Source organism: Hominifimenecus sp. rT4P-3 (assembly GCF_051055405.1).
In the GTDB taxonomy this organism is placed as follows: Bacteria; Bacillota; Clostridia; order Lachnospirales; family Lachnospiraceae; genus Pseudolachnospira.
The window spans coordinates 617,019-634,473 of record NZ_CP167068.1 but is presented as its reverse complement, the minus strand read 5'-3'; the positions used below and the strand labels follow the sequence as shown (position 1 = coordinate 634,473).

At 49.6% G+C, this 17,455-nt stretch carries 16 protein-coding genes and 1 pseudogene; 10 read left to right on the top strand and 7 right to left on the bottom strand.

Annotated features, from left to right (window positions below; genetic code table 11):
* Window positions 1-29 precede the first annotated feature (29 nt).
* The 4 genes from ACCC71_RS03060 to ACCC71_RS03045 all read left to right on the top strand — a co-directional run bounded on the left by ACCC71_RS03060 (window position 30) and on the right by ACCC71_RS03045 (window position 5,907).
* On the top strand, window positions 30-2,669 hold the full coding sequence (locus ACCC71_RS03060) for a transglycosylase domain-containing protein (protein ID WP_434310964.1): 2,640 nt from the start codon (window positions 30-32) through the stop codon (window positions 2,667-2,669).
* A gap of 448 nt (window positions 2,670-3,117) precedes the next feature.
* Window positions 3,118-3,381 carry a YhdT family protein gene (locus tag ACCC71_RS03055; RefSeq protein WP_434310963.1) on the top strand — a complete coding sequence of 88 codons (264 nt, stop codon included), beginning with the start codon at window positions 3,118-3,120 and terminating at the stop codon, window positions 3,379-3,381.
* Window positions 3,382-4,890, top strand: a complete 1,509-nt coding sequence (gene panF, locus ACCC71_RS03050; protein WP_434310962.1) for a sodium/pantothenate symporter — start codon at window positions 3,382-3,384, stop codon at window positions 4,888-4,890. It abuts the gene before it with no gap.
* Window positions 4,891-4,971: 81 nt separating this feature from the next.
* A complete protein-coding gene (locus ACCC71_RS03045) occupies window positions 4,972-5,907 on the top strand; it encodes an alpha/beta hydrolase (protein WP_434310961.1) in 936 nt (311 codons plus the stop codon).
* A 263-nt stretch (window positions 5,908-6,170) separates the two neighbouring features.
* On the opposite strand, the gene ACCC71_RS03040 is transcribed toward ACCC71_RS03045, so the two are convergent.
* From ACCC71_RS03040 to spoVAD, 3 genes are all read right to left on the bottom strand, one after another.
* On the bottom strand, window positions 6,171-7,271 hold the full coding sequence (locus ACCC71_RS03040) for a hypothetical protein (RefSeq protein ID WP_434310960.1): 1,101 nt from the start codon (window positions 7,269-7,271) through the stop codon (window positions 6,171-6,173).
* A 179-nt stretch (window positions 7,272-7,450) separates the two neighbouring features.
* Window positions 7,451-7,807 (bottom strand): SpoVA/SpoVAEb family sporulation membrane protein, encoded by a 357-nt coding sequence (locus tag ACCC71_RS03035; RefSeq protein ID WP_434310959.1) that lies wholly within the window; start codon window positions 7,805-7,807, stop codon window positions 7,451-7,453.
* A gap of 4 nt (window positions 7,808-7,811) precedes the next feature.
* Window positions 7,812-8,816, bottom strand: coding sequence for a stage V sporulation protein AD (gene spoVAD, locus ACCC71_RS03030; RefSeq protein WP_434310958.1), 1,005 nt, complete (start codon window positions 8,814-8,816; stop codon window positions 7,812-7,814).
* A 266-nt stretch (window positions 8,817-9,082) separates the two neighbouring features.
* Between spoVAD and ACCC71_RS03025 the strand changes: the two genes are divergently transcribed.
* On the top strand, window positions 9,083-9,997 hold the full coding sequence (locus ACCC71_RS03025; protein ID WP_434310957.1) for a nucleotidyltransferase family protein: 915 nt from the start codon (window positions 9,083-9,085) through the stop codon (window positions 9,995-9,997).
* Between the two features lie 25 nt (window positions 9,998-10,022).
* Complete coding sequence (locus tag ACCC71_RS03020; RefSeq protein WP_434310956.1) at window positions 10,023-11,657, top strand: ABC-F family ATP-binding cassette domain-containing protein; 1,635 nt, start codon at window positions 10,023-10,025, stop codon at window positions 11,655-11,657.
* 126 nt (window positions 11,658-11,783) lie between these two features.
* Here ACCC71_RS03020 and rpoD read toward each other — a convergent pair whose 3' ends face one another.
* From rpoD to mutY, 3 genes are all read right to left on the bottom strand, one after another.
* A complete protein-coding gene (rpoD, locus tag ACCC71_RS03015; protein ID WP_434310955.1) occupies window positions 11,784-12,905 on the bottom strand; it encodes an RNA polymerase sigma factor RpoD in 1,122 nt (373 codons plus the stop codon).
* 167 nt (window positions 12,906-13,072) lie between these two features.
* Window positions 13,073-13,969: a diacylglycerol/lipid kinase family protein gene (locus tag ACCC71_RS03010; RefSeq protein WP_434310954.1), complete on the bottom strand. Its 897-nt coding sequence runs from the start codon at window positions 13,967-13,969 to the stop codon at window positions 13,073-13,075.
* An 11-nt stretch (window positions 13,970-13,980) separates the two neighbouring features.
* A complete protein-coding gene (gene mutY / locus ACCC71_RS03005; protein ID WP_434310953.1) occupies window positions 13,981-15,033 on the bottom strand; it encodes an A/G-specific adenine glycosylase in 1,053 nt (350 codons plus the stop codon).
* A gap of 212 nt (window positions 15,034-15,245) precedes the next feature.
* On the opposite strand from mutY, the gene ACCC71_RS03000 reads away from it, so the two are divergent.
* The 4 genes and pseudogenes from ACCC71_RS03000 to ACCC71_RS02985 form a co-directional block, all read left to right on the top strand.
* The gene (locus ACCC71_RS03000; RefSeq protein WP_434310952.1) at window positions 15,246-15,437 is read left to right on the top strand and encodes a hypothetical protein; all 192 of its coding nucleotides are present in this window, start codon (window positions 15,246-15,248) and stop codon (window positions 15,435-15,437) included.
* 134 nt (window positions 15,438-15,571) lie between these two features.
* Window positions 15,572-15,937, top strand: a complete 366-nt coding sequence (locus ACCC71_RS02995; RefSeq protein WP_434310951.1) for a spore coat associated protein CotJA — start codon at window positions 15,572-15,574, stop codon at window positions 15,935-15,937.
* On the top strand, window positions 15,928-16,179 hold the full coding sequence (locus tag ACCC71_RS02990; protein WP_434310950.1) for a spore coat protein CotJB: 252 nt from the start codon (window positions 15,928-15,930) through the stop codon (window positions 16,177-16,179). Before ACCC71_RS02995 ends, ACCC71_RS02990 begins: the two co-directional genes overlap by 10 nt.
* A pseudogene (locus ACCC71_RS02985) lies at window positions 16,179-16,301 on the top strand (manganese catalase family protein); the annotation flags it as partial. The gene ACCC71_RS02990 and the pseudogene ACCC71_RS02985, both read left to right, overlap by 1 nt.
* Here the strand turns inward: ACCC71_RS02985 and ACCC71_RS02980 are convergent.
* Window positions 16,302-17,450, bottom strand: a complete 1,149-nt coding sequence (locus tag ACCC71_RS02980) for a recombinase family protein (RefSeq protein WP_434310949.1) — start codon at window positions 17,448-17,450, stop codon at window positions 16,302-16,304.
* Window positions 17,451-17,455 lie beyond the last annotated feature (5 nt).

Below are 17,455 nucleotides of genomic sequence, written 5' to 3'. Positions count from 1 at the left end.
ATAATATCATGTTATAAGGAGGAATTTCCATGGATTTTGGCAGGAAAGGAACCCAGAAACAGTTAAAACAACTTTACTCCAAACGAAAAAAGATTCAAACCAAGTCTGCAGTAAATGTATTTAAACTATTTCTGGTTGCTATTTTATTTGTCGGAACCGTCGGAGGCTGTCTGCTTTACGGGATGGTAAACGGCGTGCTTCATGGCTCTCCCGATATGGGAGACATTGATGTCTCTCCCAAAGGCTTGGCCACCAAGGTGTATGATGCCAAGGGAAATCAAATTGAAACGCTGATCGCCTCCGGAGCAAACCGGAGTCCGGTCACTTATGATCAAATCCCCCAAGATTTGGTAAACGCGTTTGTCGCCATCGAAGACGAACGTTTTTGGACCCACGAAGGAGTAGACGTGCGCGGCATTCTTCGGGCCGGTTATTATCTTCTCTCCAGCGGCGGAGAAACCACCCAGGGAGCCAGCACGATCACCCAGCAGCTGATTAAGAACAACGTTTTTGAGGGCGGAGCTGAAAAAACTCTTGGCGCCCGTTTTGTACGAAAAATTCAGGAACAATATTTAGCCATCGAACTGGAAAAAACGATGTCCAAAGAAAAAATCCTGGAAAATTATTTAAATACCATTAACCTAGGCGCCAACTGCCTCGGCGTGCAGACCGCTTCCAAGCGGTATTTTGGTAAGGATGTCAGCGAACTGACCCTTTCCGAATGCGCTACCATTGCCGCGATTACGCAGAATCCCTATAAATATAACCCAATTACCCACCCGGAAGAAAATGTAAAGCGGCGGGCAACGGTTCTCCAGTATATGGAGGAGCAAGGGAAGATTTCCAAAGAACAGCAGCAGGAAGCTCTGGCAGACGACGTTTACGATCGGATTCAACAGGTGAACGCCACCTATAAGACCAATCAGTCTCCCTACAGCTACTTTGTCGACCGTCTCACCTATGAGGTTGCGCGGGATCTCCAGGAAAAACTAGGATATTCGGAAGATCAGGCCTATAGCCTGCTCTACAGCGGCGGCCTTCAGATCTTTACGACCCAGGATCCAGATATCCAAGCAGTCGTGGACAATGAAGTATCCAATCCGGAAAACTACGAGGAATCCGTTACCCAGTATTCCTTTACGGTGAAAATCACCATCAAACATCCAGACGAGACGACCACCTCCTACACGGAAAACGACATTAAAAAGTACTATGAAAAGAAACTGGACTTCCCAAATCAAGACGAGATCTACGCCTTGATCCAAGAATTTGAGGAAAGCGTTATGGAAGAAGGCGACGTCGTCTTAAACGATAAGCCGGACATCACGCTCCAACCCCAGACCTCGGCAGTGGTCATCGACCAGTCCACCGGACATGTATTGGCCATTACCGGAGGCCGCGGCGCAAAGACAACCAGTCTTTCTCTAAACCGCGCCACAAACACCAGACGGCAGCCTGGTTCCACCTTCAAGGTGCTGACGTCTTTCGCACCAGCCATCGACGCCATGGGACAGACGCTGGCGAGCACCTACTATGACGAGCCTTACACCTATAATGGAAAAACCTTTAAAAACTGGTACAGCTCCAGCAAATTTGCAGGCTACGCCAATATCCGCCAGGGTATTGTCTACTCCATGAACATCGTCGCCCTCAAGTGCCTGGTGGAAACCGTTAGCCCCAACCTGGGATTTGAATATGCGGAAAACTTTGGAATCAACACGCTGATCAAAGAGAGGGACGCTTATCCGTCTCTGGCTCTCGGCGGTGTTTCCCAGGGTGTCACCAATATGCAGTTGACCGCGGCTTACGCCTCCATTGCCAACGGCGGCATCTATAACCAGCCCATCCTGTACACCAAGATCCTAGACAGCGATGGAAAAATCCTCATTGACAATGAACCGGAATCCCACCGGGTGATCAAAGAATCCACCGCATTCTTGCTGACCAGCGCCATGCAGGAATCCATGGAGGACAAACGGCTAAACGGCTTGTTCTCCTCCAGCAGCCCTGACGCACACCTGGAAAACATGTCGGCAGCCGGAAAGAGTGGTACCACCAGTGATGTCAACGACCTTTGGTTCGTCGGCTACACGCCTTATTACACCATGGCGATCTGGAGTGGATTTGACGATAACTCGAATATTCCAAAAGAAACCGACCGCGACTACCATAAAGTAATCTGGAAAAAAATTATGGAGCAGATTACAGCTGGGAAGGCCGATATCGGATTTGGGATGCCGGAAGATATCGTACAGGCAGAAATTTGCAGCAAGTCCGGAAAACTGGCCAGCGACGCCTGCCGCAGCGATGCCCAGGAACGGGATTCCGTCGTCTACACCGAATATTTTGTAAAAGGAACCGAACCCACGGAAGAATGTGATCTTCACTACTATGTAACGGTTTGCAGTGATTCCAATATGAAGGTAGGTCCTTATTGTCCGAATACAAAGAGCTTTGCACGCCTAAGACTTCCGGAAGAAACTACCGGTTCCACGCAGGACAGCAACCTGGCCTACTATTCCAAGCAGCAATGCGACCTGCATCTGGCGCCCGTCGTGCCTATCCCTGGAATTCCAGGCGCGGACGGAAGCACCGGCGATACGCATGGAACCACTAGCGACCCATACGGCAACTGGGGCGATTACTATGGTTCCATCACATCGCCTTAAAGAACGAATTTCCTATGAGATAAAAACGGGATGAGCGACAGGCTCATCCCGTTTTTATCTCATAAGATTCAGCTCTAAAAAGGCCTCTCGTTAAAAAGCGCTCCGCAAAGGATACACAAGCAAATCCATAAAACCTTCTTCTAATTTTTGCTTTACAAATTTTCCCCTTCATGGTATATTCAGCTTGTGGATAGTATTCAAATAGAAACTATACCCGGAAATTTCATCTATTTCTGGCAAACCGAAGCATCCTTTTACCCAGCCGCCTGTATCTTAACCGAACGGGACGTCTTAGCGCAGAGAGGAATGGTGCGGTTTTCGTTTTGGAATTCTATCCATCCGCTTTACCGGATTTCATCCGGAGGGCGGATGTTTTTGTTGTCCGGAAAACTTCTTCCCGCGCAGCAAAAAATTACATTTTACCCCTACGGATAGAAGGAGGAATCCCATGAAACCCATGACCCACGAAGAAAAAAGCCGGCAGATTCGAAAGGAAGCATTGGCAACCATTCTCCTGTTTCTGCTCTGCTTCGCCTGGCACGTTGGCTTTGGCTACGGCCTGTCCGGCTGTGACATCACGATCTTTCATCTGCCGCTCTGGTGGATTCTCAGCACACCCGGCGTTTTTGTCGTAGCTGTAATCGGTGTCCTTTTTCTGCTGAAAAAGGTATTTATCAACTTCGACTTTGAAGAAGAAACGGAGGAAAACTAGATGTCCACGAACCAGATTATTATTCTTCTGATTTTGTTGATCTATATGGCTGCCAACGTAATTCTCGGCCTGGTGATGAGCCGCCGCTCTGCAAAAGAAAATGCTTCCCGCGGCTTTATCCAGAACTATTTTGCCGGCGGACGCTCCATGGGTGGGCTTGTTTTGGCGATGACGCTGGTCGCTACCTACACCAGCGCCAGCTCCTTTCTCGGCGGACCGGGGCTTGCTGCCTCCTGGGGACTCTCTCAATCCTGGGTCGCCGCGATTCAGATTGGTACGGCGTTTTTGACCCTGGGCGTCATTGGAAAACGTTTTGCCATCATTTCCCGGAAAATCCATGCGGTAACGGTTACTGACTATTTCCGGGCCCGTTATCGCTCTTCCGCCGTCGTCATTCTCTGCGGGCTTTGCTTGGTGATCTTTTTTATCACGCAGATGGTGGCTCAATTCATCGGCGGCGCCACCTTGGTTCAGTCGGTAACCGGACTTCCCTACTGGGCTGGCCTCGCGTTATTTGGCGCCATCGTTATTCTCTATACCTCCATCGGTGGCTTTAAGGCCGTTGTCATCACTGACACCCTCCAAGGTATTATCATGACCTTCGGTACCTTTTTACTTCTATTTTTTGTCATCCGCGCAGGCGGCGGCATCGAGCAAATCGCAACGCAATTAGATGGCATGAACCCTGGCTGGAATCTGCTCGGAAAAGGAGCTTACGGGGCGGATACCGTTTCCCTCTCCCCCGGTTATATGATCTCTTTCTGGGTTTTAGTAGGCGTCGGGGTCCTGGGCCTTCCTCAGACAGCGGTGCGCGGCATGGGCTTTAAAGACACTCACTCCATGCATCGAGCGATGATCTATGGAACCATCGTGGTCGGTATCTTGATGATTGGGATGCACTTTGCCGGCGCTTTGACGCTCCCGCTCCTTCCAGAGGGCGGCATCGCCAGCACGGACCAGGTTATTCCCTATGTGGTATTAAACTATATGCCCGCCTGGGCGGCAGGGCTCTTTTTAGCCGCTCCGCTGGCGGCTGTGATGTCCACCGTCTCGTCCTTGTTGATCCTGGCTTCCGCCACGATCTTGAAGGACCTATATCTGAACTACGTGATCGGAAAGGTTCCGGAACGCAGACAAAAAGCCGAAAAGAAACTTCCCCGCTACAGTTTCCTTTTGACCGCGGTCTTAGGTCTGATTGTATTTTTGCTTTCTCTCAATCCGCCGGATATCATTGTCTGGATCAACCTTTTCGCCATGGGCGGACTGGAAACTACCTTCTTCTGGCCTTTGATCGGCGGACTGTATTGGAAAAAAGGAAACAGTACCTGCTGTATCGTCTCCATTGTAGTGGGGCTTGCCACTTTTATCTTCTTCAACCAGGTAAAAATCGCGCCATTCCATATTCATGAAATTGTGTTTGGTCTGGCGGCCGGCGGTATTGCGTATTTTGTCACCGGCCTCCTTTCCAAAAAGAAGTTGGAAGAAGATGTCGTTAAAAACTGCTTTTAGTACGATCCATAGCGGAGCATTTTTAGTTTCATAGGAAATTCCAACGGAATTTCCTATGAAACCAGAAAAAGGAGAAGCGATATGCCTTTAGACCCCCAGGTAGCCGCCTTCTATGCCAGAAAAAAAGCGGCGGAGAAAAAAAATCCCGGCCCAGTCACCGTGGATCAAATGAGAAGGAATGCGGACGCCGCTTTCCATGATAAAATCACGCGCACGGATATTTACCGCACGGAAGAGCGATGGATTTCAACCCCGGAAGGTCAACTTCCCATTCGTCTTTACTGGCCAGAAGAGCGTGCGGATCTCCCGATCCTGCTCTACTTCCACGGCGGCGGTTTTATCATGCACAATCTTGCCAGCCATGATTCTCTATGCCGGATGCTGGCCAAATCAGGATGCTGCCTAGTGATCTCGGTGGGCTACCGCCTGGCTCCGGAGTTTCCCTATCCGGCCGCTGTAAACGACGCTTATTCCGCTCTTTGCTGGGCCTTTCAAAACGCTTCCAGCATCGGCGGAGACGCGAACCGCCTTTCCACCGCCGGAGACAGCGCCGGCGCCAATCTCAGCGCCGCCCTTTCTCTGATGAGTCGGGATAAAAAAGGACCGTTGCTCCAAAACCAGCTGCTCTTTTACGGAACTTACGGCTGCGTTTCCATCGACGAGTCCGAATCCGTCCGTCTTTTCGGCGGGGGAGAATACGTCCTCCCCAAACCGATGCTGCGCCTATGCGAAGATCTCTACACACCATCCGGCGTCGATCCCATGGACCCTTATCGTTTTCCTGGGAAAGCATCCGACCTCACAGGACTTCCCAGAACCTTATCCGTAACCGCCGAGTTTGATCCTTTGCGGGAGGATGGGGAGGTCTTTACAAAAAAACTAGAGGAAGCAGGAAATACCGTGACCCACATCCGCGCTCCCGGTCTGATGCACGGCTTTCTGCTTTATTGGCATGAATTCACACGGGCACAGGAAATCCTGGCGGAGGCAGGGAAGTTTCTCCGACTGGAAAAATAAAAAGGTTTCCTGCCCATGAGGATTCCAGCGTCAAAAGGCCCTGTATAAAAGTATATCCGAATATTTTGTATTTGCAGGAGCGTTAGTACTTCTTCGATTCCGGGAATTTGTATTATGAACGAAAATAAGACTGTCTGAGCGCAGCGAGTTTCTTATTTTCGTTCATGCTTTTTACAATTTTACGGAATCCTAGAAGTACTTGCTCCGAAACCCTACAAAATATTCGGATATACTTTCACAAGGGGCCTTTTGACACCAGAATCCTACGACATCACTCCTAACCCCCGCGCAATCCGGGTAATAAAATCATGGACATTTGTCACCATGGTCGTGGCGCACAGGCTGCCGCGATCCAACAACTTGTTTACCACAAATTCGTCGGCGTCTACCGTATAGAGGTAGACCGGGCGAATGGTTCCGTCTTCCAATACGCGAAAGGACGGCGTCATATTTCCGGTTGCAATGGTATGAAGCATAGTAGCCAGACAGATCACAGTGGTTGCTTTTCGCACCAGCCCTCTCATGGCGTCCGCCGCTTGATAGACGTCCGCAATCACCTCCGGAAGGGGACCGTCGTCCCGAATGGAACCTGCCAAAACCAAAGGTATCTGATTTTTGACACAGCTGCAGAGAATGCCATCTGTTAATTGATATGCCTCAATAAATTGGGAAATCGACCCGCACCGTCTGACTTTATTGCAGATATCCAGATGGTGATAATGGCCGCCCGGATAAGATTTTTGCGTATAGATATCCTGTCCCAGCGCAGTGTGAAAAAGCGCGCCTTCCAAATCGTGCGTCGCCAGCGCATTTCCTGCCATCATCCCGTCCGCGTATCCGTGCTCGATCAACGCTTGCATCGCCGCTCTCGCGTCCGCGTCAAAGGCAAAGGCTGGCCCCATGACCCAAAGAATGGTCCCATGCTCTTTTTCATACTGTAAAAGTTCGATCAATTTATCATAATCGCGGGCATAGGAAGTCTCTCTGCTCCTTCTTTGGCGAAACACGAACTGATCTGCAATCCGGGGCGCTTCCTCCCGAAACCCATGGCAATGGAGATAAATCCCTTCTTCCCCCAGTTCTGTTCTACCCAACATTACCAGGTCTCCCTTTTTTAGATTTCTAGCCTCGACGACAGCCAATTCTCCATTTTCACGGAGCACCACGCAAGCGTCCATCCGACTTTCCTTTGCTAAACGCCATTCTCCGTCTATTTTAAAATATTCCGGGTACATGGACGTACTATGATAATTTTCCGGCGCTACCCCGTCCTTTTGGACGGCTTCGTAACTGGCATTAGGCGCGTGCAAAAAACATTCTTCTGTAAAATCTGGCTCATGATATGGGGGCAATTCAAACGGCATCTATCTTTCTCCTTTCTGCAAAAAAGGCTGCCTATACCCGATGAACTCGTTTTATCCCTCGGAGGCAGCCTTCATTTATATTAAAAGCAAGGCCTGCTTAGCAGACGCTTACTTGAAATATAACGGATTTATTTACCAATAATGAGCCAGACAGGCTTTCCTGCATATCCAGCCGGCTCTTATTTCTTCATTTTAGGTTTAAAAATCAACGCGCCCAAAAATCCAAACACTAAGGCTGCGCAGATACCCGCCGCGCTGGCGGTAAGGCCGCCGGTAAAAAGCCCCAAAAGCCCTTTCTCACCGATGCCTTCTTTCACGCCTTTCCACAAGGTGTTTCCAAAACCAAGAAGGGGAACGCCCGCACCGGATCCTGCCCATTCCAGAAACGGTTGGTAAACGCCTACGGCTCCCAGAATTGCACCTGTCACCACCAACAGTACCATAATCCGTCCCGGCATCAACTTGGTCTTATCCATCAAAATTTGTACCAGTCCACAAATCAGACCGCCGATCAAAAATGCTTTTACAAAATCCATTGTCTCACACCCTTTCCAAAATCACACCATGAGCAATTCCGGGTATGGTCTGCCCCTCATTAAAGCTGGTCTGGGACAGAAGCGCCCCGGTAGGAATAAAGAGCACTCTTCTCCAATGTCCAGAAGCAATCTCTTTCACAATCTTCCCGCAAAGAGTCAAAGCAGAACATCCACAGCCGCTTCCGCCGGCATGGGTATCCTGATTGTCCGGATCAAAAATCTCGATTCCACAGTCCATATGATACCCTTCCAGGTTCACGCCTTCTTCCTTCAGCAAATCCAACATGGCCCGCTGTCCGATGGTCCCCAGATCCCCGGTAATTACTTTATCGTAGTATTCCGGAGTCACATCAAAATCAATCAAGTTTTGCATCACCAGATCCGCGGCGGCCGGAGCCATCGCAGCTCCCATATTCATGGAATCTTTCACACCCAAATCTACGATTTTTCCCGTTGTAATACCGGTAATGCGCACTTTTCCTCCATTTTTTCCCAACACCACAGCTCCACAACCGGTAACCGTCCAGGTAGCTGAATAGGGACGCTGATTTCCATAGGCCAGGGGAAAGCGAAACTGCTTCTCCGCGGAAGCGAAGTGGCTGGATGCCAAAGCCATCGTTTTATCCGCATATCCAGCGTCCACCGCCATGGCTGCCAAGCTCATTGCCTCGCCCATGGTGGAACAGGCCCCATATAACCCAAACATTGGGATCTCTAAATTTTTCAGGCCAAAAGAGGTAGCGATCAACTGTCCTAAGAGATCGCCGGCAAAGAGATAACGAATATCCGCGCTGACACAGCCTGCATTCTTCATCGCAATCTCCGCTGCTTTCGACTGTAAGTGGCTCTCCGCTGCTTCCCAATTGTCCTGGCCGCACATCGGATCTGTCTCAATCGCGTCAAACAATTTTCCCAGCGGCCCTTGCCCTTCTTTTTCTCCGGCAACAGAACCCGTTCCCAGAATATGAGGAGGATTTTGAAAACGAATGCTTGCTTTTCCCTGCATCATGTCTCTTGCTTCCTTTCTTTCACACTTCCAAACATGCCGCCTCAAGCAGCACAAATCATTCCATGGCTCTAGTATGGCCGATTTTTTTTGAAACATGCGCAGGATAAAAAAAGTCCTTCTTTTTTTCTATTTTTCTTTTCTCCCAAGTCTCATTTTCCAGGATTCCCAGTAAAAATGGCAGAAATACGTGATTTCATTTTGACATTTTCTTCAGAAAATGCTAAACTCTGTAAGGATACGATACGTACGTTTAGGAGGTGCTTTCTATGGAAAAACCGTGTCTGGTCATTATGGCCGCTGGAATGGGAAGCCGTTATGGTGGATTAAAACAGATTGACCCGGTAGACCCGCAGGGACACATCATCATGGACTTCTCGGTGTTTGACGCCAGGGAAGCTGGATTTGAAAAGGTCGTTTTTATTATAAAAGAAGAATTCCAGCAGGAATTTCAACGTGTCATCGGGGACCGGGTGGCAAAAACCATGGAAGTGGCTTACGTTTTTCAGAAACTTACCGACTTACCGGACGGTTTTAGGGTTCCGGAAGGCCGCGTCAAGCCCTGGGGAACTGCCCATGCGCTTCTCAGCTGCCGAAAGGAGGTAAAAGGCCCCTTTGCCGCAATCAATGCAGATGACTATTATGGAAAGCAGGCCTTCCGAGACCTATATCGTTACCTGACCGAATATGAAGACGACCTTACGTATCACTTTGCCATGAGCGGTTATCAACTGAAAAATACGCTGACAGAAAATGGCCATGTAGCGCGCGGGGTATGCGCGATCAACGAACAGGGATACTTGACAGATATTGTGGAGCATACCCATATCGCGTGGAAGGATGGGGTCCCGGCTTATACGGAGGACGACGGGGCTTCCTGGGCAAAACTACCGCCGGATACGACAGTCTCCATGAACATGTGGGGCTTCTCCCAAAACTTTCTGCGGGAAACGGAAGAACGCTTTGCCGCCTTTTTAGAACAGGGCATAAAAGAAAACCCGCTGAAATGTGAATATTATATCCCAACGGTCGTCCATGAACTTTTGGAAGAACAAAAAGCCACCGTACAGGTCCTAAAGACCGCAGACAAGTGGTACGGGGTTACCTATAAAGAAGATAAACCTTTGGTTGAGCGTGCCATTGCGGATATGAAAAAAGCCGGTCTCTATCCAGAAAACTTTTAATGAAGATCAGAAAGGAAACACTCTTATGATACAAGCCAGTAATGTCACTCTGCGGTTTGGAAAATCCGCATTGTTTGAAGATGTAAACGTCAAATTTGTCCCCGGCCACTGCTACGGCCTGATCGGCGCCAACGGAGCCGGAAAATCCACTTTCCTTCGGATTCTGACCGGAGAACTGGAGCCAACCAAGGGAGAAATCATCATCACCCCCGGCGAACGGCTTTCTTTCCTGAAGCAGGATCATTTCCAATACGAAGACCAAACCGTCCTGGACGTGGTTATGCTGGGAAATGCCCGCCTGGTGGAAATCATGAAAGAAAAGGACGCGCTCTACGCCAAGGAAGATTTTACCGACGAGGACGGTATCCGCGCCAGCGAACTGGAAACAGAATTTGCCGGTATGAACGGCTGGGAAGCAGAGTCAGACGCCGCCACCCTCTTGAACGGCCTTGGAATCGACACGGAACTTCACTACAAGCAAATGCGGGAGCTGAACGGCAGCGAAAAGGTAAAAGTTTTGCTGGCCCAGGCGCTCTTTGGCAATCCGGATATCCTGCTTCTTGACGAGCCGACCAACCACTTGGACCTGGCGGCCATCGCCTGGCTGGAAGAATTTTTGATCAACTTTGAAAACACGGTGATTGTGGTCTCCCATGACCGCTATTTCCTGAATAAAGTCTGCACCCAGATTGCGGATATCGACTATGGCAAAATTCAGCTCTATGCCGGAAACTATGATTTCTGGTACGAGTCCAGCCAGCTGATGATCCGCCAGATGAAAGAGGCCAATAAGAAGAAGGAAGAAAAGATCAAAGAATTGCAGGAATTTATCCAGCGGTTCTCGGCCAACGCTTCCAAGTCCAAACAGGCCACGTCCAGAAAGCGCGCCCTGGAAAAAATTGAGTTGGATGAGATCAAGCCTTCCAGCCGGAAATATCCCTATATCGATTTTCGTCCGGAGCGCTCCATCGGAAACGAGGTGCTGGAAGTCAGCCACCTGACAAAGACCATCGAAGGCGTCAAGGTTCTGGACGACGTTTCTTTTATCCTGGGTCATGAAGACAAAGTAGCCCTCGTCGGTTCCGACGAGCTGGCGAAAACCATTCTCTTCCAGATTTTGACCGGGGAACTGGAACCCGACGAAGGGACTTACAAGTGGGGCGTGACCACCAGTCAGGCTTACTTCCCCAAAGACAGCACCGAGGAGTTCAAGCAGGATCTCAGCATCACTGAGTGGCTGACCGGCTATTCTCCGATCAAGGATGTCACCTATGTCCGCGGTTTCCTGGGACGGATGCTTTTTGCCGGGGAGGACGGCGTGAAAAAGATCAATGTGCTTTCCGGAGGCGAGCGGGTTCGCTGTATGCTCTCCAAGATGATGATCTCCGGCGCCAACGTCCTGCTCTTTGACGAGCCGACCAACCACCTGGACATGGAGTCCATCACTGCGTTGAATAACGGAATGATCAAATTCCCCGGCGTCATGCTCTTCTCTTCCAGGGATCACCAGATCGTCCAGACAACCGCCAACCGAATCATGGAGCTGGTAAATGGGAAATTGATTGATAAGATCACGACCTACGACGAGTATCTGGCCAGCGACGAGATGGCGATGAAGCGTCAGGTCTATACGGCCCAGAAAGAGGAAGAAGAAAACTAAACTCATATTTAAGAGAAATGACAGCTTTGCATCGTCTTACGCTGAAACTCTCGCAAAGAAATGTTTAAAAGGCGGCAGAATGCATCTGCCGCCTTTTTGTATTCTACGAATACCGCTATCTACCATTTACAGAAAATCGCGAATTCTCTTGCTGCGGACAGGATTTCTCAGCTTCCGCAGAGCCTTCGCCTCGATCTGACGAATTCGCTCTCTGGTTACATTAAATTCTTTTCCCACTTCTTCCAAAGTCCGGGGATGTCCATCTTCCAGGCCAAAGCGCAGAATCACCACTTGCTTCTCCCGGTCTTTCAAATCATCGAGCAACACGTCGATGTGCTCCCGCAGCATGACGGATTCCACATTTCCTTCCGGAGTAACCGCGTTGCTGTCTGCGACAAAATCCCCCAGATTGGAATCATCTTCTTCGCCAATCGGAGTTTCCAGAGAAGCCGGCTCACGGGCGATCTGCATGATCTCCATCACCTTTTCCTCGGACATATCTAAAGCAGCCGCCAACTCCGCCACCGAAGGCTCATAGCCCAGCTCCAGCGTCAGCTTTCTCTGCATCTTCGACATCTTATTGATGGTCTCCACCATATGTACCGGAACACGGATGGTACGCGCCTGGTCCGCCAGCGCTCTGGTCACGGATTGGCGAATCCACCAGGTCGCATAAGTACTCAGCTTATATCCCTTCGTATAGTCAAATTTCTCAACGCCTTTAATCAGACCCAAGTTTCCTTCCTGTACCAAATCCAGAAAGCTCATACCGCGGCCCGTATATCGTTTGGCAATGCTGACGACCAGACGCAGATTCGCTTCGATCAGACGCTCCTTTGCCTCCACATCGCCCTCTGATTTTCGCTTTGCCAATTCCAGCTCTTCCTCTGCGGTTAAAAGAGGAACGGTGCCAATCTCTTTCAGGTACATCCGTACCGGGTCCTCGGTACCAATTCCGTCCAGGAGATCGATGGCGTCCAAGTCAATCTCTTCCTCTTCTTCCTCCCCCATAATAAAGTCGTCCTCTTCTTCCAGAATGGTCTCCATCGGGGTCGGCTCATCCGTCATCACACGCAGTACGTCGATGTTCTGATTTTCCAGATAAGTGTAGATGTTTTCCAGTTGTTCTTCTGACAATGTCACGCCGGCAAAAAAGTCGTTGATATCATTGATATCCAACGTGCTATTTTTGGATTTCCCCAGCTCGACCAGTTTTTTCAAGTTCTCAACGAAATTGTCTTTTTCCACTGTGCACATCCTTTCCACAAACGCCGAATAGCTCGAACGGGAGCGTCTCTCTTTCGATCTGATCAAAGCTCCTACTCCGGGCTATATACTCTGAACTTTGATTATACAAGAGAATGTGAAAAAAGTAAATACAAGAACCGGGATTTTTCCCTAATTTTTTTTTAAAATTAGGCGTTTTTGACAATCGTCAGGGGTAAATGCAGATTTTCGATGTCGACTTCCTGCCAGGAACCGGCAAATTCTCCATCTTTAACCCACCGAACCTCCTCCGGCGATGAAAAATGAATTTGCTTCGCTTTAAATTGAATGATCGAAGGAGATTTTCCGCCCTTTGTAATCAATGCCGCCATCAACTCCGGCCATTCCAACACATTCTGCGGCTGCCGCACAAGAGTCACTTCAAACGCTCCATCGTTTAGCCGAATTTCTTTTCCCCACAAGCCCTTCATTCCAGCCACACTGTAGGAATTGCTGACACTGCCAAACAAAAATTCATCTTCTATCGTTTGATCTTCCCATGTGATCTTCATATGGTGAGGTTTCAAAGTCATCAGGCTTTTTGCCCCTTCTAAAATATAGGCCTGATGCCCTAAAACTTTTTTCATTTCCTGAGGCGTTTCATAAGACACCTCTGTAAAAGCGCCAAATCCATAGACATACGTAAAATAAGACTGATTTGCACATCCGATATCAATGGGAAACTCTTCTCCCTTTACCGCGACCTGCGCCGCTTTCACCATATCGGTGGGCAATTTTAGACTACGTGCAAAATCATTGGTGGTGCCAGCCGGAATGTATCCAAGAATCGGCCTTTTCTCCGGAGGCAGCTGCATCAATCCGCTGATTACCTCGTTCAGCGTACCGTCCCCTCCGCTGCAGACGATTCTCTGAAAACGTCCTCCCCGTTTTTTTACCACTTCTGTGGCTTCCATCGCCGCCTGGGTCACATAGACCTCGACCACATATCCTGCACGGATAAAGCAACTTAAAATATCGGATACTTTTCCTCGAATTTTTGATTTCCCCGCGTGAGGATTGTAAACAAATAAAAGCTTCTTTCTCATCGGTAGCCCCCTCATGAATTCCAATATTCCGCATACGCCTTGAGAGCCGTAGGAAGAGGGTAAACCTCCCGTACCTCCTCCCGCGGGACATAGATCCAATCTCCGGCTAGTTCTTTCTCCAATTGAATTCGATATCCAACCATGTGCCATTCCACATGGGAAAAAATATGTTTTGCTTTCCTTAGCGTCTCCACCGCCGTCACAGCGGCTTTCTGCTCTGTAAGCCAGTCCCTCACCTCCACGGCTGTCAGATGTCCTTCTTTAGACGGCAACTCATAAAGCCCAGCCAAGAGTCCGGTGTCCGGTCTTTTTCGGATTGCCACGTTCCGTCCTACCTCAATCAGGAAAACGGTTCGATCTTCGATTCTGCGTGGCTTTTTTGCCGCCTTTACCGGATATTTTTCCACGCTTCCTTGTTCAAACGCCAAGCAAAGTTCCCGCAGAGGACAAAGCATGCAAAGAGGCGCGCCATTGGGGAGACAAATCGTCTCTCCAAGCTCCATAATGCCTTCGTTAAAGGAACCTGGATTCTCCTCCGGCAAGCAGGCGATCAATAGCTCCTCCGCCGCCCGCTTTACCGCTTGCCTCGTAATATCCTCTCCGTCCGCACAAAGCCGCGCCAAAACCCGCAGTACATTTCCATCTACAGCAGGCACCCGCTCCTTCCAGGCAATCGATGCAATGGCGCCCGCCGTATAATTTCCGATCCCAGGAAGTGTTAAAAGATCCTGGTAAGATCTCGGCAGCTCACCGCCATATTTTTCCATGCACAACCGCGCTGCCTTTTGCAAATTTCTGGCCCGGCTATAGTAGCCCAATCCCTCCCAGAGCTTTAGCACCGTCTCCTCCGATGCTTCCGCCAGGGAGCGGACGTCCGGCAAAGCTGCCAAAAAACGATCAAAATATGGCTTTACCGCCTCAATCCGAGTCTGCTGAAGCATAATTTCCGAGATCCAAATCCGGTATGGAGAAGGATTCTCCCTCCACGGCAACGCCCTGGCATGCTCCAAATACCAATCGGTCAACCGCAAGGCTGCCTGCGCCACTCGCATTTTTTTATCCATTTTTACCCAAATCCTCTTCTCGGTTATCCTCCGAATTCACAATTCCTACACATGTTAGGCATTATAGCACAGGATTCCCATTGCTGTCCACGTTTATTTCCTACATTTTCGCTTAAGCTAAAAGAGAAAGAAGCATCTTTCATTGTCAGGAATAAACACGCTTTTATCAACGAAAGGCATACGCTTTTACGAAAAACAAAGGAGGTAATTTTATGAAAAACACACGGGATTCCGACAAAAAATACCGGATCAGCCAGGAAACCTTGCAGGCAGCCAGCATCACGGACTGCACCGGACTGATCCCAGCTGCCCCTGTCACTATGGAGGAATACGAATCCTACCGGGATGTCTATTCTTTTGTTCCTCCCTATGATGAAAAAGAGGACATCATCCATCAACCATAACGTTCTATTGATAAGGGCACACACAGTCAGGACAGCGTGTGCCCTTGTCATATTGAAGTAATCAAGCACCTTCTGCCAGTCCCTGCCATAGGATATCCTAAAAAATAAATAGGATGCTGAAAGGAGAATGAACCTTGAGCTATTCCCCTGACTATTCCATGCGCCGCCGCAACCAAGATTGCGGATGCCGGCGTCCTCAGCCCCAGGGACCGGCAGCCGCTGGCTGTGGCCGTAACCGCCAGCCCCAAGGAACCTGTGGCTGTGCCAATAAACCAGAAATGCCAATGCCTGGCTGCAATGTAAGACCTATGCCGCGTACCCCGGAAATGCCGGTTTTACCGGATTGTATCGATAGTTTCCCGGTTGGTATGACCTACGTACCGTGGCAGAGATGGCAAAATATCTATGACGTTGATCATGCACTGATGGTCGGTACGATCTTCCAGGATCTTGATTATCCTTGGATGGTGGGAGGAGGTTGTGGCGCTCCATGCAGATGAATCCATTGATGAAAAAAATCTATGAATATGGCTTTGCCGTGGACGATGTAGTCTTATATTTGGATACCCATCCGGATGACGCAGAAGCCCTTGCCTACTACCAGCAGGTACGCGATGCCTACGAACAATTTTATCGCGAATACGTAACTACCGTCGGACCGTTAATGTTTACGGAAGACCGTGCCGCTGACGGCTGGTCCTGGACCGACGATCCATGGCCTTGGGAAGGAGGGATGTGCTAATGTGGAGATATGAAAAACGGTTGCAATACCCGGTAAAAATCACGCAGACCAACCCGAAGATCGCCCAGTATATCATGTCGCAGTACGGAGGACCGGATGGCAGAATGAGAGAATTTTTGCGCCTAGGCCCGATAGCGAATGACAAAAGATCGATCTTTCGCATCATAAATAATCTCCCCAATCCAGGCCCGAAGAATACGGTTTTTTTCTTTTTTCCTCGCGAAACCTTCTGCCGCCTCTTCCCAATCCAAGGCCATCTGTCTCCATACCGCGCCTTCCAAAGATTTCATAGAAACAAAATGGGACTTTCCACAGCTTCCCCTGCTGTATCCAGGGCATTGGAGTGCCGTCCCGCCCGCGGTTCTTGTCAAAACCCGCCCGCAGCTTCCACAACGAACCAACCCTTGCAGTGGGTATTCGCTCATCTTTCGCGGTTCCTGTTTTCCCCTGCGCATCAGCTGCTCTTGCACTTCAAGGAATAATTCTTCCGATAGGATCGCACGATGATTTCCTTCCACCACGGCAAATTCCGCTCCACTTCGGTAGCGGTCTTCCGCTTTTCTTCCCACTTTACTTCGCCTCTGCTTCCCCGCATAAAATGGGTTGCCCAGCACATACCGTACGCCGCGGCTATCCCACGGATTCCCTCGGATCGTCCGAATGTTTTTCTGATTCAGCACTTCCACAATTTCCCTGCAGCTGGCTCCATCCCGGTAAGCTTCAAACATGGCCCGCACGATAGAAGCTTCCCGCTCATCCGGAACCACGCCTTCCTCTCCCATTCGATAGCCAAAGGGCGGCGGCGTCACCGTCCCTCCTCTGGAAAATTTTTCATTCATTCCCCGGCGAACTTCCTGCGCTAAATTAATGGAATAATACTCATCCATGGCCTCCAAAAGAGCTTCCATCAAAACGGAAGAAGGATCATGCCCCAACGGTTCCGTGATGGATACCACTTCGATCCCGCATTCTTTTTTCAGCATGGACTTATACAGAATACTATCCTGACGGTTTCTGGCAAACCGTGAAAATTTCCAGACCAGAATCTGATCAAAGGGACGAGGTTTCTGCCTGGCCATCGCAATCATACGCATAAAAGCGGGCCGTTTTTCGGCTTTTCTGCCGCTGATCCCCTCGTCAACAAATATATACTCCTCAGGGAGTACAATCCCTCTGGACTGTACATACTCGTCTATCTTTTTCCGCTGACTTGCCGGCGAATATTCTGTCTGATCTTCCGTGGAAACCCGGATATAGGCTGCTGCCGTCAAAGCTG